The following is an 18,254-nucleotide window of genomic DNA, read 5'->3' on the forward strand; positions in this document are numbered from 1 at the left end:
CAGCCTTCTCACAGAGGCGGCCAAGCGTAACCCATACGATCATGTTCACCAACACATGCACGGCGGAGGGGTGCAAATTTCTCCGCTCCGGATTTCGTCACATGGTCAAACAGACCAACCCTTGCTGCTGACGTCAATAGACGCCCGCCTGTTGGGTTCTAGGTTTGATATGTGTGGCTCATGCCGCATTTAGAACTTTTGCTCCGCTCGAACGTTCCACCGATGCTGACACATCTGCGCTGATCTCAATGAACGCGCAAAGAGAGGATGCAGAAAGATGGATGATCCGGAAAAGCTTGGACAACAGAACCAGCTGGTCGCATTTCTGCCGGACGACGTTCGGGCCGAATTGCTGAAACGCTCCACCATCGCCGATTTGATGGCCGGTGACACGTTCATAAAAGCCGGACAACGGATCGACAAAGTCTTCTTTATATGCAGCGGCATTGCGTCGGTCCTCGTCTCCTCGCGATCCGGCAAGGTGACGGAGTCCGGAATTGTGGGACGGGAGGGGTTCGTTCCCTCTGGAGCACTTGTCGATGCGGAAACCAGCTTCACCGACGTGATCATGCAGGTTTCAGGACAGGCGCTGGTCCTGGATATTGGCGCCGTCCAGGCTATGCGCAACAAGCATCGGATTCTGGAACAGCTCATGACATGCGCATCGCATGCGTTGAAGACCCAAATCGAGTGTACGCTACTGTCCAACACAACGCAGACGGTGAGCCAGCGGCTGGCCCGCTGGGTCCTGGTTTGCCACGACCGCGTCGACGGCAATCAGCTTCACCTCACACATGAGTTTCTGTCGCTGATGCTCGCCGTGAGAAGACCGAGCGTTACGGATGCCCTGCATTTCCTCGAAGGAAGGGGCTTTATCCGTTCCGAAAGAGCAAAGATCATCATCCGTAACCGCCACGCACTCGAAGACTATGCCGGGGATATTTACGGGCTGGCGGAACAGGAGCGAGACAGGATCTTTGCAAGATTTCGCGCGTCAGCAGTTTTGCGTCCATCCGCCGACGAAACGCGTTCAACCGGATGAAGGCGGGAGCCGCTCCTATGAAGCGGCTCCGAACCCTCTCAATTAACGGGAAGCGGTGCGGATCATGCGGCAGAGTTTCACCAGATCTGCCTCATAGCCACCATTCATAATGTCGACGCAACGTTTTGCCAGCCGTAGCTGCTCGGTGCGCGACATCTCGTTATAGGCTCTTATGACGCCCTTGCTCGGAAATGAAGGGTTGGAACCAGGATTGGTGGCACCTGGTCCGGTCCCAACGCCAACGTCCACACCAACGCCTTTCGTGCCGCCGACATTGACATTGGCATTCACGTTGAGGCCACGACTACCGCCGACCGACGCGTCGACGTCGACATTGGTCAGACTACCTCCTCCCAATGTCGCGCTGGTGTTGGCATTGATGCCTTTGCTGCCACCAACCGAGGCATTCACGTCCGCGCCAAGGCCACCTCCCGATCGGCCTCCAACGCTTGCTCCAGCATTGACGCCGCCACTTCCGCCAATGGACGCGCCGGCACTCAAGCCTCCGCTGCCATTACCGCCGACGCTGGCGCTTACTCCTCCCACACTGACATCCAGGGCATGCGCATTCATAGGAAGCGCCAGACAGGCGCTCACAAACAAAACATTGCTTAGTCTTGTCATGATTCTTCTCTCCTCACACACGATACTCACTCCATATCAGCATCTAAGATGCCATTTTAGAGTGTATATTAGAGGATTATAATTTGAAATATTCTTACGTGCATAATGTCTAATATATGGCGCGAGAAACGGTCACATTGGTGTGATATCGACAGACTGTATCAAATTGAAACAAGTACAGAGGGCTTTTGGAAAGAAATGTGGTATTAAGATACTTGCTTCTCTAGTATCTCTGCCATGAGACGATTGTATTCAGTCTCTGCTCGACCATATGACCCACCGGCTTCGATTTCCAAACCCTGCCGATTGATAATCGTAATCTGGCCTCTGGAAGCTCGTATCAGTCCTTTTCCTTCAAGAATGTGAAGCGCAACTGTCACGCCAGGACGCCGGACGCCAAGAACAACGGCGAGGAATTCATGTGTCATGGCGACCGTTGCTCCGTCGATCCGGTCGTGAAGCATCAGCAACCAACGCGCGAGTCTCTTATCCAGTCTGGATAAACCGTTGGCGATGACGGTGGATGCAGTCTGAACAAGCAATGTGTGAATGTACGTCAGGAAAATGTCACGGATCGTATCGCTCGAACGCATGGCATCGACCACGGCGGCCGAAGGCAGAGCGATTCCGTAGCCGCTAACTTGAACCAGGGTGCGATGCGCGGTCCGGGCGTTGCCCAGGATGACGGCTGAGCCGGTCATTCCCTCCCTGCCGGTCAACCCGACCTCGATGCTTTTACCATTGGACAGATGTCCGATAATGGAGGCTAGACCTGTCTCGAAAAAGATGACCCGTTCTATCGTGACGTCGGGTCGCTCTATCACCTCGTGAACGTCGAACTTAACGACCCGCATGGCTGGCCGCAGAATCTCGAAATCGGCCGGACTGAGCGATCTCAATAGTTTATTGCGCACGGCGTGCTGATCAGTATCCATTTGAAGTCTTCATTCCCTTCGATCGTCCAGCGGACGTTTGAGGGAAACTAAACACTTGAAAACTTTGAGCAATGCACTGTCATATATCGTACAAAGGTCAGCCCGCCATTGGTGGCATAATACCGCATGGTTTGACCCCCCTAAACCCCGCGCCTCATGCCTCTCCAGAATGAGTCGAGAGCCATTGATGAAGCCGACGGCGAAGCGCAACTTGCGTGGATGATCACACTCCTGTCGCGTTTCGCCACAGCAGTAGTCAGTCTTGATGCACGGGGCCTGGTGGTGCGGAGTAGGACGTACGCCCTATGGCGGGTAGCGGCATCCGCGGTGGTTCTAAAACGCCAGATCGCGTCGCAATACTTCTCGGGCGCGACTGACACGGCTCTTTATCGTGCCTATGCGGCAACCGCACAGGTCAGCGGCATCCGCGTAGCTCGTACCGTCGGCAATCAGAAGCAAAGCCTTTTTCTGATCGACATCCAGATCGCCAATGGCGCGCATGACCTGTTGATGTTGTAGCCGCCACTCTTGACCGGGAGGGGTCGAGATGGTGGCTTCGATGCCAGCCGGTAAGCCGACCTGCTCTCGCTGGGCGACCTTGTAGCGCGTACAGAAGGTATTTCGCAGGATGGTAAAGAGCCATGACTTCAACGCCGTTCCCGGCGTGAAGCGGTGGACGGCGCGAAGGGCTCTCAAGATCGTCTCCTGAACGAGATCGTCCACTTCTTCTTCGGCACGGACGAAGCGGCGTGCAAAGGCCGATAGCGCGGGGGTTAGATTGGCGATGCCCATCCTAAGATCCGCAAGCTGTTGTTCTCTCATGGCCACGTCGGTTGTGGCGCTGGCGTCTACCTTGTCCATATTCCCCTCCGTTGATGTAAGGGAAATGTCCTGATCCACGCTTTGTTGCCGTACGCCAGCGTACATACTCTAGTTGAATGAGTTAAATCTAATAGAACATAAGGGGAATAAAGCAGTTCGGGAAAGAACCGAAGGCATTTTCGCGACTGACCTGTAACACTGTCTCAAACAGCTAGACCGAGCGCCGTCTTCTGCCTTCCATTGCCGCCAATGCTGCACCGATAAGGATCAGAGGAAGCGCCGTCACAAAGGTGCTGGAGAGCGGTGAGTTGAAGATCAGCAGGTCGGCAAGCACCGGCCAGAGGATTGCGAGATATTCGAAGGGCGCAAGCAACGATGCCTCAGCGTGCCGGAAAGCCAATGTCATGGCGATGTGAGCGAAGCCACCGAAGAGGCCCGAAAGGACAAGAAGCACCAATTGTGCGTGGTCGGGCATGACCCAGCCGAATGGCAAGGTGAAAAGACCGCCGATCATCGATGCAATCACGAAATAGAAGGCGATCGCGCCGGGATTTTCCGTTTTGCTGAGACTCCGAACCATAATCAGGGCGAAAGACGTCAGCACGCCCATTAAAAGGCCGAGGATGTAACCCCACAAACGCGCGTCATCCATGACGCCATGACCGATCTCAGGCCATACCAATGTCACGACGCCGGCGAGCCCGAAAACCACGCCCCCGACACGCCATTTTGTCAGCCGCTCGGAGAGAAGCACGACACCGGCAATGCTGGTAAATGTCGGCGAGAGGTAGGTGAGAAGCGTCGCCTCAGCCAGGGGCAGCCGGGCAATGGAAGCGAAGGATGCAAACATCGCAGCCGCACCGAGGCTGGAGCGCAACAGATGACCTGCTGGACGTCTCGTGGCGAGACCTCGCGGAAATTCGTTGCGCCACCACAGAAAGATGACGAGCGGAATGAGCGCGAAGGCCGACCGAAAGAAAACGATCTCACCGACAGGGATGAGCCCGGATGTGGCCTTGATGCAGATCGACATGGCTGCGAAGAGGAAACCCGAGAGAACCCGAAGTCCAATGCCAAGCGTCTGATTTTCGCTCATTGTTTTCAAAAACAGTCCTCTGTGCCAAGAGCCTCAGAAATCTGCCCGCTGGCACATGTTGCAGAATGGAGTCCTAGCGGACGAAATGAATGTGAGGCCTTTCGCAGTGACGTGAGATCTCGACAAACGCCTCGACTGAAAAGACCTCTTTCAAAAACTCTTGCGTCAGTACCTGTTCGGGTTCTCCGGATGCAACCACCTGACCGGATTGTAAGACAAGCAACTGGTCGCAATACATGGCGGCGTGGTTGAGATCATGCAGCGCAATAATGCTGGTGACCGACAGTTCTGACACAAGTCGGAGAAGACTGATCTGGTGGTGGACATCCAGATGGTTGGTCGGCTCGTCGAGAATGAGTTCTTTGGGCGCCTGCGCCAAGGCGCGGGCGAGATGGGCGCGCTGCTTCTCACCGCCGGAAAGGTTCTGCCAGGCATCGTTACGCTTGGCGGCCATTTCTGTGCGTTCGAGCGCATGATCGACCGCAGCGTCGTCCTCATGCGTCCAGGCAGAAAACATCGATCTGTGCGGAAAGCGCCCGAGCTTCACGACGTCGATGACTCTCAGATTCACATTCGTAGTGGCGTGCTGTTCGATGAAGGCAATACGCTGCGCCAGACTTTTGCGCCGAAGGGTCTTGATGTCCTTGCCATCCAGCAGCACACGACCGGAGTGCGGTTGCTTCAAACCGCTGAGCAAGCGCAGGAGGGACGTCTTGCCAGAACCGTTCGGTCCGAGAAGACCGAGGACCTTGCCCGGCTCCACTGTCAGGGAAACGCCGTTGACGATCGTCTTCGTTCCAACCTTCCAGACCAGATTATCCGCAGTGATACTCATGACGCGCGTTGCAGCCTGTAGAGAATGACGGAAAAGAACGGCACACCCACAAGCGCTGTCACAACGCCGATGGGCAGAACCTGCTGTGGCACCAGCGTGCGTGAAGCAATATCGGCCAGAACCATAAAAATTGCGCCCGTAATGGCACAGGCTGGTAGCAACCGCGCATGCAGAGGACCCACAACGAAACGTGCGGCATGCGGAACCACAAGGCCGACGAAGCCGATGGTTCCAACCATGCTGACGATGGTGGCGGTGATCACAGCGGTCAGCGCGAACAGGATGAGACGCGTGCGTCCAACGCTGACACCGAGCGAAGCTGCCGCCTCATCACCGAAGGCAAAGGCATCCAGCACGCGGGCATAAAACAGACAGCAGACGAGGCCGAGACCGACAACGATGGAAACGAGGCCGACATCCGGCCACCGCACGCCGCCAAAGCTGCCGAGAAGCCAGAACATGACATCGCGCGCCTGCTGCGCGTTGCCGGATGTGGTCACCACATAGGATGTCGCGGCATTGAAGAGCTGCGCGGCAGCAACACCGGCCAGAATCGTTCTATCAGCACCGCCGCGTGCGCCATTCGACAAAAGAGCCACAAGAAAGAAAGCGGCGAAAGCGCCGGCGAAAGCGCCAGCGGAAAGTGAAACCGCTCCCGCACCGAGCCCCAGGATGACCACTGCCACCGCCCCTGTCGAGGCACCGGCGGAAATGCCAAGCACATAGGGTTCAGCCAGTGGGTTGCGCAGCATCGCTTGCATGATCGCTCCGCATATGGCGAGACCCGCGCCACAAAAGACCGCGACCAGCGCGCGGCTCAGCCTGTATTCCCAGATTACCGCCTCTTGAATGCGGCTAATTTCCACTGAGGTCCAACCGAGCTTGTTGGTGATGGCGGCATAGGTGGTTGAAAGCGGGATCGGTAGATCGCCAATCCCGACACTGATACCGACCACGAAGGCAATCGTCACGAAGCAGGCGAGATAGAGCGCTGCGGAGGCTATGAAACGCCGCATCGCTTTTCCCCGCTGATCGTGTGCCGCCAACGAACTCACTTGAGGCCGAGAGTCTTCAATTGCTGAGCGATCTGCTCGGCACCGTAGATCGTCTGGACGCTCGGGTTCATGGCCTGCGCCGGCATGATGACGAGCGCCTTGTTCTTGACGGCATTCATCTGGCTGGTAGCCGGATCGGTGTTTAGGAACTTGATCTTGGCCTCTGCCTTGTCGAGTTCCCAGCGATTGCGATCAACCTGCGTCACCACGATGACATCAGGATTGGCCGCGATGATCGTTTCCCAGCCAATAGCAGGAGATTCGGTTTCGGTCGTGATGGCGTTCGTGCCGCCGAGCAAATCGGCAATGTATCCTGAAGGGCTGTTCTTACCTCCGAGATAAGCGTCGGCCGAGGGCGACGGGCTGGAGAACCAGAAGACGTAAGACAGCTTCTTGCCGTCTTTCGGCGCATCGGCGCGCAGCGCCGCTTCGCGCTTCTTCAGATCTGCAATAACGGCCTGGCCTTTGTCTGCCACGTCGAAAATCTGCGAGAGGTCGTCGATTTCCTTGTAAAGAGTGTCCATGTTCCACAGCTTCGCGCGATTGCCGTAACCGGACTTGTCCTTGGAAACATCATCCAGTGCGCACATGCTGGGGGAGAGATAGGTCGAGATACCGAGCTTATCGAAATCCTCGCGCTTTGCCACTTTGCTGGTGGGACCGACGAGCGTCGGCAAAGCGGCGGTAACGAAGTCCGGGTTCTGCGCCAGAATGGATTCGAAAGTCGGAAATTCAACGGTCAGAACTTTTACCTTGGCATTTGCTTCGGCAACCTGCGGCAGGACCTTGTTCGGCCAGAAAGCTGTGCCGACCATCTTGTCCTGGAGACCCAGAAGCAGCATGATTTCCGCGCTGTTCTGTCCAAGCGCAACGGCGCGTTCAGGCGCCTTGTTGAAGGTGACGGTCGCGCCGCAATTTTCGATCGTCAGGGGATAGGTCGTGGGAGCAGCTATCGAGGAGGTGGCTGCAAGACTGGCCAATGCGCAAAATCCAACGGTCGCAAAAAGACGCTTCATCATCATCAAAAATCCTTTTGAGGGCGGCAAATGCCGCGAATGTATGCGCCTATAATCACCTCTGCCCGCACAAAACAAGACCTTTTACTTCATATTTTTGCGAAGCCGTACTTCCAGACCTAAAATGCGCAAGCGCGTGCAGTCTGCACGACGGTCGGCAGACGGGACAATCTCAATTTCGCTCTATCTACAGCTCGCCAATCAGACGCGGAGATAAATAGGGCGCGTGTCATACCCTCTAAAGCCGAATGCCTGATTTGCCTCAAGACGGCGCGTCGCTAGCTGCGGAGGATCGCAGCGATCATGATGGCAGCAAAGGTGAGGAACATGACGCTACCGACGATGATGGTGATCAATGCTTGGGTGGATATGTAAGTCCCTGCAACGCCGCCAAGTACACGCGGCCATGGGCTCGTGCCTTGCCCCTGCGCCATCGCATAGCCACAGGAAGGACAAGCAAAGGCCTTGTCGGATACTTTGCCCTCGCATTCCGGGCAGACGGTGAGTGCCATATCAATCTTCTCCGATCACGAACTCGACGCGGCGGTTCTTCTGCCGGCCTTCAGGATTATCCGCGCCTTGCGCAGTCTGGTTTGGCGCGACGGGAAAGCGCTCCCCCTTCCCTTCCGTCACCATGGACGATGTGACGCCATTTTTCGACAGCCAGCTCTTGACCGAAGCAGCCCTGCGTTTTGACAGTTTGTCATTATAATCATCGCTGCCTTTGGAATCCGTATGGCCGACGATCAGGACTTTCTTCGGCTCCATTGCGACCAGTGTCTCGGACAATTGTGAGAGCACGCGTCTCGCATCTGGCCTGATATCCGACTTGTCAAAATCGAAAAGAACGTCCGCCGGCAGGTTGACGATGATATGCTTGCCTTCTTGTCGCGCGCCAAGTGCCGTAAGGCTGTTCTCGGTTTTCAGACGCGTCTCTTCATCCATCGGCTTCAAATCGAAGGACGAGGCCTCGCTGGAAAACGAACCCGAGCTCTCCTGGCTTTTCTCGATGAAATGCGAGGCCGGAAAGTCGATTTCACGAAAGCTCGACGGTTGCTCGCCAAAGGGCGCGGCATTCGTGGTCACCTGATAATCTGCGGCGTTCACGGGTGAGGCGAGAAGAAGCCCGACCAGCGCAAGCGCTCTCATTGCTTGAGGTCCAATGGGATGGTGACACCTGGGCCGCTGCGATCATCGCCGCTATTGCCGGGATTGAAAACGAGAGACACCTTCTCGACATTGACGGGGATGGTGCCAGGGAAGATGATATCCCCCTCCATCGTCTTACCATTGGCAATCCGCATCCACCGATTGTCGGGGATTTGGCGCATGTGCAGACGTTCCTGCTCGCCCTCCCCCCAGGCGAGATAGGCGTTTTCACTATCATTCATATTAACGAAGTTAGTGCCGGGATTATCGAAGCTTGCCAGAAGGCGGATTTTGGTGGCATCGGGACCGATAAAGACGGACTTGACCTGAACCGTCAGGCCGACCGGCACACTGACCTGGCCTCCAGTGATGGTGATGTTGCGTTCCTGCGCCTGCGCGATACCCGCAATAGACAAGGCAAGCGTGAGTGACACGATCCGAAGCATATGCTCTCCTCAAAATCCCCTACAGCGCCGAGCCTCCAGCTAAATGCGCACAGGAAGCAGTGGCTCGTGTGAGAACATAGGCGTCAAAATGGCAATAATGTGCCGCGCAACCTGAAGAGGTGCAGCTTCTTCATCTAAGATATTGAAGCATTGGCGGCGGCATCCTGGCGCCGCCGCGCCTTGTTTCATCAACGCGCCTGCGTCCACTCCGGCAGCCAGTCGCGGTGTGCGACGAGAAGATCGTCGACCAGCGACCATATCTGATCGAGGTCAAGTTCGGCCGCCGTGTGTGGGTCCATCATGGCGGCGTGGTAAATGTGCTCACGGTTCTCGCTCATCATCGCCCGCACCGTCAGTTCCTGGACGTTGATGTTGGTGCGCATCAGCGCCGTCAATTGCGGCGGCAACTCGCCAATGAAGGTTGGCTGCACGCCGTTATGATCGACCAGGCAGGGCACTTCCGCCGCGCAGTTATATGGCAGCGAGGTGATGCAGCCATTGTTGCGCTGGTTGCCATAGATCACCGATGGCTCGCCGGTCCAGACGGAGTTGATGATCGAGGAGGCATATTCCTTCGACTGTTTGACCTCGATCTTGTCCGCCGAGCGATAGGCATCCGCCTCTCCCTTCCAGCGTTCGATCTGCTCGATGCAGCGCTTCGGATATTCATCCAGCGGAATGCCGAATTTCTCGATCAGGTCTTCGCGGCCCTCCTTGATGAAGTAGGGCGTATATTCTGCAAAATGCTCGGAGCTTTCGGTGACGAAGTAACCGAGACGTGTCAGCATCTCGTAGCGCACCTTGTTCGGGCAGCGAGGGTTCCAGCCGGGTTTTGGCGCACGGCCCTCGCGATAGCCACGCACCAGATCAGGATAAAGGTTCTTGTAGCTGCCATCCGGCAGGCGATGTTCAAACTCAAGGAAGAACGCCATGTGGTTGATGCCGGCGGAACGATAGCGGATTTCCTCATAGGGAATATCGAGATCATGCGCCAATTCCATCGCCGTTCCCTGAACGGAGTGGCAGAGACCGACCTGGCGGATCGTCGGATACTTTTCCGCAATCGCCCAGGTGTTGATCGCCATCGGGTTCACATATTGCAGCATGATGGCATTGGGGCAGACGGCCAGCATGTCCTCGCAGATCTTCCACAGATGCGGCACGGTGCGAAGACCGCGCATGATGCCGCCCACGCCGAGCGTATCGGCAATCGTCTGGCGCAGGCCATATTTGCGCGGTATCTCGAAGTCGGTGACCGTGCAGGGCTCATAGCCGCCGATCTGGAAGGCGACGACGACGAAATCCGCATCGGTCAGCGCTGCCCGCTGATCGGTGAAGGTTTCCGCCGTGGCGCTGACGCCGAGCGTCGAGATCAGCTTGTTGACGACGATGGCGCTTTCATCCAGCCGCTGCTGGTTGATGTCCATCAGCGCAATGCGGGCACCGGACAGGGCTGGGCGCTGCAACACGTCGCCAATTATGTTCTTCATGAACACCGTGGACCCTGCCCCGATAAAAGCGATCTTGGGATTTCTTGCCATTTCTCTCTCCAGTCTGGAAATTATGCGATTTCAAACGCGGCCCGGACCAGCCGCTGCGTGTATTCGGTCTTGGGATTGGACAGCACCTCTTCGACGGAGCCCTGCTCCACGATCTGCCCGCGCTGCATCACGATGACGCGGTGGCAAAGAGCGCGCACGACCTTCAGGTCATGCGAGATGAAGAGATAGCTCAATCCCTTTTCGTCCTGCAGCTTGCGCAACAGGTCAATGATCTGTGCCTGCACAGAGAGGTCGAGCGCCGATGTCGGCTCGTCCAGCAGCAGAAACTCGGGCTCAAGCGCGATCGCGCGGGCAATGGCGATGCGCTGCCGCTGACCACCGGAAAACTCATGCGGGAAGCGGTTGATAACATTGTCGGGCAGACCTGCGTCTCTCAGTGCCGTGCGCACCCGATCCAGCCGCTCGGCGCTGGTCGTGCCGATGTTGTTGACGACCAGCCCCTCCCCGATGATCTGGCCAACCGTCATGCGCGGATTGAGCGAGGAGAACGGGTCCTGAAACACCACCTGCATGCGTGAACGCAGCGGGCGCATCCCGTCTCGGTCCTTGTCATGGATCGCCTGCTTGTCGAAGAAGATTTCCCCGCCCTCATTGCTGATCAGCCGCACAAGCGCCTGCCCGAAGGTTGTCTTGCCGGAGCCGGACTCGCCAACGAGCCCAAGCGTTTCATGTCGCCTCAGATCTAGCGACAAGCCGGCGACCGCAACGAGATCGTGAAACACCGGACGGAAAAGACCGCCACTGCGAAGGCCGAAGGACACACGGACATTCTTGCCTTCCAGCAGGATGGGTTGGTTATCCGACAGCGGCTTCGCACGGCCGCGAGGCTCAGAGCCCAAGAGATGTCGCGTGTAGGGATGCTGCGGCGCCTCGAAGAGTGCGGCCGTTGTGTTGTGTTCCTGCAGCAGGCCCTTCTGCATGACATAGACATAATCCGAGAAGCGGCGCACCACAGTCAGGTCATGGGTAATCAAAATCACGGCCATACCGTGCTTGCGCTGCAAGTCGCGCAGAAGATTGAGGATCTGCGCCTGAACCGTGACATCGAGCGCAGTTGTCGGCTCATCGGCTATCAAGAGGTCGGGATTGTTGGCAAGCGCCATGGCAATCATCACACGCTGCCGCTGGCCGCCGGACAGTTGGTGCGGATATTGGTCGATCTTCAATTCGGGATCGGGAATACGCACTTCAGCGAGAAGCGCGATAGCCTGTTTACGTGCTTCAGATTTGCCGACCCTGCGATGTGCGCGGATCGCTTCGGCAATCTGCGTGCCGATCGAATAGAGCGGATTGAGCGAACTCATCGGCTCCTGGAAGATCATCGATATCCGGCTACCACGCAGTAAACGGCGTTTCTCACGCGAATATTTTAAAATCTCTTCGCCGCAAAACTTCACCCGCGTATTGGGATTGACCGTGGCACGCTTGGACAAGAGCCCCATGACCAGACGTGCAGTGACCGATTTTCCCGACCCGGATTCGCCAACGATGGCAATCGTCTCCCCGCGGTATAGCTGGAAGGAAATATCCTGGACGGCCGAGACTTCGCCATGCTCTGTCTTGAAGTTCACGCCGGCATGACGAACATCGAGAAGCGGTTCGTCCGTGTGAAGCGTTGCGTCGAGACGAAGTTCAGGAATGAGGTTTTGTGTCATCGTGATCTCTTTCTCGGGCTCAATAGGGATCGATCGCATCGCGCAGACCATCGCCCAGCGCGTTGAAGGCGAACACGGTGACCAGCACGAAGCCGACGGGCGCGAGAATCCAGGGATAGGAGCCGATGACCGAATAATTGGCCGTATCCTGCAGCATCAGGCCCCAGGAGATCAGCGGCGGCTTCACCGCAAATCCGAGGAAGCCGAGAAAGGATTCAAGAAGAACGATGGTCGGGATGTTCAGCGTCACGGCTACGATCACATGGCTCATCACATTCGGGAAAATGTGCTGGAAGATGATGCGCCGGTCCGTCGCCCCAATGGCGATTGCCGCCTTCACATATTCGATACGGGCTAGCGCCAGCGTCTTGCCCCGCACTTCGCGCGACATCTGCGCCCAACCAAGCGCCGACATGACGATGATTACAAAGCCCAGGAAGACGTTTGTCGGCGCAGTAACCGGAATCAGTGATGTCAGCGCCAGATAAAGCGGCAACTGTGGAAAGGCGAGCACGAGTTCGACGAAGCGCTGTGTCCACGTGTCGAATGCACCGCCAAGATAGCCGGAGACCATGCCGACAGTCGTTCCGATCGCGGTAACGATTGTGACCACGGTCAACGCAATCATCAGCGAAATGCGCGAGCCGTAGATTGCGCGGGAGAGAATGTCGCGGCCCAGCTTGTCCGTGCCAAGAAAATGGACCGGCTTGCCATCGGTAGATCCGAAGAAATGGATCGTGGAAGGAATGAAGCCAAAGAGCTTGTATTCGAAACCGGTGACGAAGAAGCCGAGCATGCGAGGATTGTCGAAATCCGGGCCGCTGATGGGCTGGAACGTAATGGGATCGAGCTTTTCCGAATCGACCATCGGATAGACGCGGGGCATCGCCAGGTTGCCGTCCTTGTCGTGAATGGAGATCGATTCCGGCGGCATGAAGGAATCTTCCGATGCCATCGGATCGACGGGGGCGAAGAAGCCTGCGAAGACCGCCATGATCAGAAGAGTGCAAACCAGCACCAGGCCGAGCATGCCGGTGAAGGAGCGACGGAAGCGACGCCATACCAGGGCCTGGTAGCTTTCGTTACCGGAAGATATGCTCTTTAAGGTCGGCTCGATTGTGGTTTCGGCTGGAACCAACATGGTCACGCTCCTCCCAGTCTGACACGTGGATCAAGGGCTGCCAGCAGCATGTCGGCGATGATGTTACCGATGATCAGCGTCGCGGCCAGCACCAGCATGAAGGTTGCTGTCACATAGACGTCGCCCACATGCATGGAGCCAACGATGGCCGGTCCAACGGTTGGCAGCGCGAAGATGATTGCGACCTCGATTTCGCCGGTCAGCATGTAGGGCAGAACCACACCTTGATACATGATGAGCGGATGCAAGGCGTTTGGCACCGCATGGCGCATGACGACCGCGCTCTCGCGCAAGCCTTTGGCGCGGGCCGTTTCGATGTATTGGGCGTTCAACGTATCGAGCAGATTGCCGCGCATCACGCGCATATTGTAGGCGAGCCCGCCGAACGTCGCGATGGCGACCACCGGCCAGACATGTTTTACCAGGTCGACGAACTTGTCCCAAGACCAGGGCGCTCCGCCGTATCGCGGCGAGAAGAAGTTACCGATTTCGCTGATATTGAAATGGAAGACCAGGAGATAGACCATGATCAGGGCCATCAGGAAGCGCGGAATGGTCATGCCGAGAAAGGCGATGCCGGAAAGGATCGTATCGACCCAACTGTATTGCCTAGTGGCGGCTAGGATGCCGAAGGTGATGCCGAGTATGGACGCGAAGATGTGGCAGACGAGCGCCAGAATCAGCGTTCGTGGCAGGCGCTCGGCGACGATTTCGCCGACGGGCCGATTATAATACATGCTGTAACCGAAATCGCCCTTGGCCACCATGTTCCAGATCCAGTTGAAATACTGGATGACAAGCGGCTTATCGAGACCATGCGCAACGGCGTAGGCCTTCGCCTGAGCATCCGCCTGCTCGAAGGACGCGCCTCCGAGATTCATGAGTTGCAAACGGATATAATCTGCATAGTTGCCGGGCGGCGCCTGGATGATCGCAAATGTCACGATGCTCAGGATCAGAAGCAACGGAATTGCCGACAGGAGGCGGGTAACCAGAAACCTCAACATTCGAACTTCTCCTCGAGGGGACGGTGGCGGTCCAGGGCTATAAGCCGCTAAACCGCCACCATTTGGGTTCCACGCCCCGCCTGATGCTGCGGGACGCGGATCCGGGAGGATCGCTTACTTCTGCGGACCATCGCCGCCAGGCTTGCCAGGCAGCATGTCTTTGAAGAGCTGGTAGTCACCCTGATCGGCCGCAGGCACATAGAGGCGTTCGCGGATGATCGAGTCTTCGGCCCAGTTGAACATGTAGATCGGCGTACCGTTCGGCACGTTCTTGAAACGCTTGTTGATGATCAAAGCACCGGGATACTGCACAAGGCCGACGGTGTTGACATTGGTCGTGGCGATCTTCTGATATTGCTTGATCAGCTCGGCCTGTTCCTTCGGGTCGCTTGAGAGCGTGAACTTGTTGATGGTATCGACAAGCTCCTTTTCAAACGGCATCAGGTCGATCTCATTCTTGTTATTGGCGCGGTGAAAAAAGCTGGTCCGCGGACCGGTGGGAGCCAACTGTGGCGTATTCTGCACCACGGACGCCACTTCGGCTTGAGTGCGGTGAAGCGACCAGTCGAACCTGCCCGAGAAGTTTGCCGCATCGCGATCCTTAGCGGCCTGAGCGTTCAGAACCACCCGAATTCCGAGCTTCTGCATCTGGGCAATAACGCCTTCGGCGAGGCTCTTGTCGGTCGTGTAGTCATTGCTGACCAGCATCGAGATCTCGACATCCTTGCCGCCAGCGGTGCCTGCGGGAAAGTTGACGATGCCATTGCCGTCGGTGTCTTTCAGGCCAGCTGCAGCAAGCTCGTTCTTTGCGCCTTCGAGATCGAAAGGATAGAAGAAGGTCGACTGACGATCGTAGAAGTTCGAGCCGGACAGAATACCGCCTGGATAGGTTGCGACGAAGGGGCCTTTCACGAGCGAATCCCCAAGCTCCTTGCGGTTGGTCGCCATGGTGATGGCTCGACGGAAGTGCTCGTTTCGGTTCAGCTCGCGAATGGCCTGCTGGCGGGCATCCGGATCACCCCAGCCATTGGCGGAGAAGTTCATCTCGATATTGTAACCAATCAGACGCGGTCCGAAAACAAGTCGTGCTGGCGCATCCTTCTGCGCAGACCGCTTCAGCGATTCGACGAAATTTTCCGGCTGTTCCAAGTTTGATATGTCGCCGGAGCCCGCAACGGCCTGGACGTCGCGGTCAGCCCAGGTCGAGAGCTTGTAGTGCGTTTCATCCAGGTAGGGGAGCTGATTGCCCTTCTCGTCCACCTTCCAGTAGTAGGGGTTGCGACGCATGACGATGATGTCGTCAGGGCGATATTCGACCGGTACCCACGCGCCCATGACCGGGAAGTTCATGTAGCTCGGCGGGAACGCGTTCTTGTACTGATCGTAGGTGTTCTTGGAATATTTCGGATGCTGCGGCTTCAGCATATGGGCGGGACCCGGGCAGAAGGTGCCATAAGCCATGTTGTAGATGAACTGCTTCGGGAACGCGTCCTTGAATGTCCATTCGATCGTGTATTTGTCGATGGCTTTCAGCGTCGTTCCAGCGCCGAAGGTTTCCTGCGTGGCGCCGTTCAGCGGCGAAACGTTTGGATCAAGGACGTTGTCGTCCCAGTAGAACATCACGTCGTCGGATGTGAAGTCCTGGCCGTCGGACCACTTGGCACCCTCGATGAGCTTCATCGTCAGCGTGTGACCGTCATTGGACCATTCCCAGCTCTTGGCGAGATTTGGAAGCGGCTGAAGGTCGTCGGCCTTGACCTGGAAGAGCGGGCCGGTGCGCGTCAGGCACTCGAAGAGACCGATATCGATGCCGCCCCAGCCCTGGTTCTGACCTGCCCAATAGTTCCAGCCTTCCGGGCGACCGCCAATGACGTGGCGCAAGGTGTCGCCGTAGACGCCAACACCATCGGGCATGTTTCCGGTCTTGTAGACCATCGGCTCTTTCGGAAGACGATCCTTGACCGGCGGCAGCTTCTTCTGGTCGACGAACTGCTTCGTCACCCAGTCAGGCTCATGATATTCCGGCAGTGCCTTATATTCGAGGATGGCCAAGCCATCCACATATTGCACCTTGGTCTGCGCCGGGAAATTTGGCGGCTGCGGTACGACCGTCAGTTCCGAGGCCATCGCGCCATATGCCAGGGCGGATACGCCAACGAGAAGGGCAGCCGTCTTTGCAAGATATCGGTTAGTCATCCTCACTCCCCATTTTTAACAGCGGCGCGCCGCCATATTTAATCGAAACCGGACCTCCCGCCCGGCTTCACAGACGGCCCCGTTCAGGGCCGCCGAGCCTTTTCCTCGCGATCAGCTCGCCTGCTTGATGGCACGTAATTCTTCGATTGAGCGCACGGCGCGACGCGCAGACCCTTCCCATTCGCGGGTCTTCACGGTTGCATTTTTCAACCGCTCGCGCGCCGCCGGAACAGCATCGGCATATTGCGGCAGCCACTGCGCCTGCGCCACCACCATCTCGTCGACCATCTGCCATACCTCTTCCGGCGTGGAGACAGCTCCGACCAGCGGATCATGCAGGACGGCAAGCTTCAACAGGTCTATATCGCCCGTTACTGCGGCATGGACCGACATGCGTTGCACGTTGATGGACGCCATACAGGTTGCCGCACAGGCTTCCGGCAGGGTGATGCCGGAAACCATGTTGATGCCAAAGCGATCGACGAAGCCTGGCGATTCAATGATCGCATCGGACGGTAGATTGCTGATGACACCATTGTTCTTGACGTTGAAGTGACCGCGATAAACGCGTCCGGTTTCCAGCGCCTCCAGAATATGGCTGGCATGTTCGTTGGAGCGTTTGGCCGGATCGATTGGCTTGTCGGCGGCGGCGAGAAACTGCGGGAACTCGGTTTCGAACCAGTTGCGCGTTTCGGTCGAATAGCGGAGGTAGCCGCCGGTTTCGCCGTGAATCCAGTCCGACATATCGATCCAGCGGGAAATTTCTTCCGGCCGCTTGCGATACCAAGGCAGGTATTCCGACAGGTGGCCATTGCTTTCGGTGGAATAGACGCCGAAACGCTTCAGCACATCGATGCGGAGCTTTTCCTGCTGCGAGAAGACCGGATGGGCTTCGAAGGCGGCAATCAGTTCTTCCTTGCCAATCTTGCGTCCGTTGAGCCGCAGATCGACGAACCAAGTCTGGTGGTTGATGCCGGAGCAGACGTAATCCAGTTCGGAAGGTGACTTCGCACCCAGAACTTCGGCAATCTGTTCGGCGCCATGCTGAACGCCGTGGCAGAGGCCGACGGTATCGACCTTCCCGTATTCGATGGCAGCCCAAGTGTTCATGGCCATTGGATTGGCGTAGTTGAGGAACTTCGCACCCGGCGCGGCGACCTCGCGAATATCGCGGCAGAAATCCAGGATGACTGGAATGTTGCGCTGACCATACAGAATGCCGCCTGCGCAGATCGTATCGCCAACGCACTGGTCAATGCCGTATTTCAGCGGAATGCGGATGTCGTCGGCATAGGCTTCCAGACCGCCGACGCGAACGCAGCTGATGATGTATTTCGCGCCTTCCAGTGCGCGTTTGCGATCCGTATGCGCAGTCACCTTGACGTTCAGGCGATTGGCTTCGACAATCTTGTCCAGAATTGCCTTTATCATATCCAGATTATGTTGACTGACATCGGTAAGTGCTACCTCGATGTCGTGAAATTCCGGAACGCACAGCACATCGGTAAATAGTTTTTTTGTGAAGCCGACGCTTCCAGCACCGATTATAGCAATTTTGAAACTCATAACGCCACCTCTTCCCTGAATTTGAATGGCAAAACTGGCCAAAGAACAGCTGGATTACAAAAACTCCCCATATCTTCCATCACGCTGGAAAATCGAGATTCTTGACC

17 protein-coding genes are annotated in these 18,254 nt (G+C 56.9%); 1 reads left to right on the plus strand and 16 read right to left on the minus strand.

Annotated elements, in window-relative coordinates; all coding sequences use genetic code 11:
- Window positions 1-277 precede the first annotated feature (277 nt).
- Window positions 278-1,042 (plus strand): Crp/Fnr family transcriptional regulator, encoded by a 765-nt coding sequence (locus ACQZ5M_RS10930; RefSeq protein ID WP_449079739.1) that lies wholly within the window; start codon window positions 278-280, stop codon window positions 1,040-1,042.
- A 42-nt stretch (window positions 1,043-1,084) separates the two neighbouring features.
- On the opposite strand, the gene ACQZ5M_RS10935 is transcribed toward ACQZ5M_RS10930, so the two are convergent.
- From ACQZ5M_RS10935 to melA (ACQZ5M_RS11010), 16 genes are all read right to left on the minus strand, one after another.
- Window positions 1,085-1,666, minus strand: coding sequence for a hypothetical protein (locus ACQZ5M_RS10935; protein ID WP_296017006.1), 582 nt, complete (start codon window positions 1,664-1,666; stop codon window positions 1,085-1,087).
- A gap of 206 nt (window positions 1,667-1,872) precedes the next feature.
- Window positions 1,873-2,601, minus strand: a complete 729-nt coding sequence (locus ACQZ5M_RS10940; RefSeq protein ID WP_449079740.1) for a Crp/Fnr family transcriptional regulator — start codon at window positions 2,599-2,601, stop codon at window positions 1,873-1,875.
- 333 nt (window positions 2,602-2,934) lie between these two features.
- Window positions 2,935-3,462, minus strand: a complete 528-nt coding sequence (locus ACQZ5M_RS10945) for a sigma-70 family RNA polymerase sigma factor (protein ID WP_449079741.1) — start codon at window positions 3,460-3,462, stop codon at window positions 2,935-2,937.
- Between the two features lie 172 nt (window positions 3,463-3,634).
- Complete coding sequence (locus ACQZ5M_RS10950; protein ID WP_296020995.1) at window positions 3,635-4,519, minus strand: DMT family transporter; 885 nt, start codon at window positions 4,517-4,519, stop codon at window positions 3,635-3,637.
- A gap of 73 nt (window positions 4,520-4,592) precedes the next feature.
- Window positions 4,593-5,354, minus strand: coding sequence for an ABC transporter ATP-binding protein (locus ACQZ5M_RS10955; protein ID WP_449079742.1), 762 nt, complete (start codon window positions 5,352-5,354; stop codon window positions 4,593-4,595).
- The gene (locus tag ACQZ5M_RS10960) at window positions 5,351-6,370 is read right to left on the minus strand and encodes a FecCD family ABC transporter permease (protein ID WP_296020989.1); all 1,020 of its coding nucleotides are present in this window, start codon (window positions 6,368-6,370) and stop codon (window positions 5,351-5,353) included. Before ACQZ5M_RS10960 ends, ACQZ5M_RS10955 begins: the two co-directional genes overlap by 4 nt.
- Before the next feature lie 35 nt (window positions 6,371-6,405).
- Window positions 6,406-7,425 (minus strand): ABC transporter substrate-binding protein, encoded by a 1,020-nt coding sequence (locus ACQZ5M_RS10965; RefSeq protein ID WP_449079824.1) that lies wholly within the window; start codon window positions 7,423-7,425, stop codon window positions 6,406-6,408.
- Between the two features lie 278 nt (window positions 7,426-7,703).
- Entirely contained in the window at window positions 7,704-7,937 is a 234-nt protein-coding gene (locus tag ACQZ5M_RS10970; protein ID WP_449079743.1) for a hypothetical protein, read from the minus strand.
- A gap of 1 nt (window position 7,938) precedes the next feature.
- Entirely contained in the window at window positions 7,939-8,574 is a 636-nt protein-coding gene (locus ACQZ5M_RS10975) for an OmpA family protein (RefSeq protein WP_449079744.1), read from the minus strand.
- Window positions 8,571-9,020: a hypothetical protein gene (locus ACQZ5M_RS10980; RefSeq protein ID WP_296021486.1), complete on the minus strand. Its 450-nt coding sequence runs from the start codon at window positions 9,018-9,020 to the stop codon at window positions 8,571-8,573. Before ACQZ5M_RS10980 ends, ACQZ5M_RS10975 begins: the two co-directional genes overlap by 4 nt.
- Before the next feature lie 188 nt (window positions 9,021-9,208).
- A complete protein-coding gene (gene melA, locus ACQZ5M_RS10985) occupies window positions 9,209-10,561 on the minus strand; it encodes an alpha-galactosidase (RefSeq protein ID WP_449079745.1) in 1,353 nt (450 codons plus the stop codon).
- 20 nt (window positions 10,562-10,581) lie between these two features.
- Window positions 10,582-12,237 carry an ABC transporter ATP-binding protein gene (locus ACQZ5M_RS10990; RefSeq protein ID WP_449079746.1) on the minus strand — a complete coding sequence of 552 codons (1,656 nt, stop codon included), beginning with the start codon at window positions 12,235-12,237 and terminating at the stop codon, window positions 10,582-10,584.
- A gap of 19 nt (window positions 12,238-12,256) precedes the next feature.
- Complete coding sequence (locus ACQZ5M_RS10995; RefSeq protein ID WP_296103596.1) at window positions 12,257-13,378, minus strand: ABC transporter permease; 1,122 nt, start codon at window positions 13,376-13,378, stop codon at window positions 12,257-12,259.
- 2 nt (window positions 13,379-13,380) lie between these two features.
- Window positions 13,381-14,385: an ABC transporter permease gene (locus tag ACQZ5M_RS11000; protein ID WP_296021493.1), complete on the minus strand. Its 1,005-nt coding sequence runs from the start codon at window positions 14,383-14,385 to the stop codon at window positions 13,381-13,383.
- A gap of 114 nt (window positions 14,386-14,499) precedes the next feature.
- Window positions 14,500-16,581 carry an ABC transporter substrate-binding protein gene (locus ACQZ5M_RS11005; RefSeq protein WP_449079747.1) on the minus strand — a complete coding sequence of 694 codons (2,082 nt, stop codon included), beginning with the start codon at window positions 16,579-16,581 and terminating at the stop codon, window positions 14,500-14,502.
- 111 nt (window positions 16,582-16,692) lie between these two features.
- A complete protein-coding gene (gene melA, locus ACQZ5M_RS11010; protein ID WP_449079748.1) occupies window positions 16,693-18,147 on the minus strand; it encodes an alpha-galactosidase in 1,455 nt (484 codons plus the stop codon).
- Between the last annotated feature and the right edge of the window lie 107 nt (window positions 18,148-18,254).

The organism is Rhizobium sp. 22-785-1 (genome assembly GCF_053521965.1).

Excerpts from the sequence above, each read along its gene's own strand:
- ACQZ5M_RS10930 (WP_449079739.1), top strand. The coding sequence starts at position 278 with ATGGATGATCCGGAAAAGCTTGGACAACAGAACCAGCTGGTCGCATTT.
- ACQZ5M_RS10935 (WP_296017006.1), bottom strand. The coding sequence starts at position 1,666 with ATGACAAGACTAAGCAATGTTTTGTTTGTGAGCGCCTGTCTGGCGCTT.
- ACQZ5M_RS10940 (WP_449079740.1), bottom strand. The coding sequence starts at position 2,601 with ATGGATACTGATCAGCACGCCGTGCGCAATAAACTATTGAGATCGCTC.
- ACQZ5M_RS10945 (WP_449079741.1), bottom strand. The coding sequence starts at position 3,462 with ATGGACAAGGTAGACGCCAGCGCCACAACCGACGTGGCCATGAGAGAA.
- ACQZ5M_RS10950 (WP_296020995.1), bottom strand. The coding sequence starts at position 4,519 with ATGAGCGAAAATCAGACGCTTGGCATTGGACTTCGGGTTCTCTCGGGT.
- ACQZ5M_RS10955 (WP_449079742.1), bottom strand. The coding sequence starts at position 5,354 with ATGAGTATCACTGCGGATAATCTGGTCTGGAAGGTTGGAACGAAGACG.
- ACQZ5M_RS10960 (WP_296020989.1), bottom strand. The coding sequence starts at position 6,370 with ATGCGGCGTTTCATAGCCTCCGCAGCGCTCTATCTCGCCTGCTTCGTG.
- ACQZ5M_RS10965 (WP_449079824.1), bottom strand. The coding sequence starts at position 7,425 with ATGAAGCGTCTTTTTGCGACCGTTGGATTTTGCGCATTGGCCAGTCTT.
- ACQZ5M_RS10970 (WP_449079743.1), bottom strand. The coding sequence starts at position 7,937 with ATGGCACTCACCGTCTGCCCGGAATGCGAGGGCAAAGTATCCGACAAG.
- ACQZ5M_RS10975 (WP_449079744.1), bottom strand. The coding sequence starts at position 8,574 with ATGAGAGCGCTTGCGCTGGTCGGGCTTCTTCTCGCCTCACCCGTGAAC.
- ACQZ5M_RS10980 (WP_296021486.1), bottom strand. The coding sequence starts at position 9,020 with ATGCTTCGGATCGTGTCACTCACGCTTGCCTTGTCTATTGCGGGTATC.
- melA (WP_449079745.1), bottom strand. The coding sequence starts at position 10,561 with ATGGCAAGAAATCCCAAGATCGCTTTTATCGGGGCAGGGTCCACGGTG.
- ACQZ5M_RS10990 (WP_449079746.1), bottom strand. The coding sequence starts at position 12,237 with ATGACACAAAACCTCATTCCTGAACTTCGTCTCGACGCAACGCTTCAC.
- ACQZ5M_RS10995 (WP_296103596.1), bottom strand. The coding sequence starts at position 13,378 with ATGTTGGTTCCAGCCGAAACCACAATCGAGCCGACCTTAAAGAGCATA.
- ACQZ5M_RS11000 (WP_296021493.1), bottom strand. The coding sequence starts at position 14,385 with ATGTTGAGGTTTCTGGTTACCCGCCTCCTGTCGGCAATTCCGTTGCTT.
- ACQZ5M_RS11005 (WP_449079747.1), bottom strand. The coding sequence starts at position 16,581 with ATGACTAACCGATATCTTGCAAAGACGGCTGCCCTTCTCGTTGGCGTA.
- melA (WP_449079748.1), bottom strand. The coding sequence starts at position 18,147 with ATGAGTTTCAAAATTGCTATAATCGGTGCTGGAAGCGTCGGCTTCACA.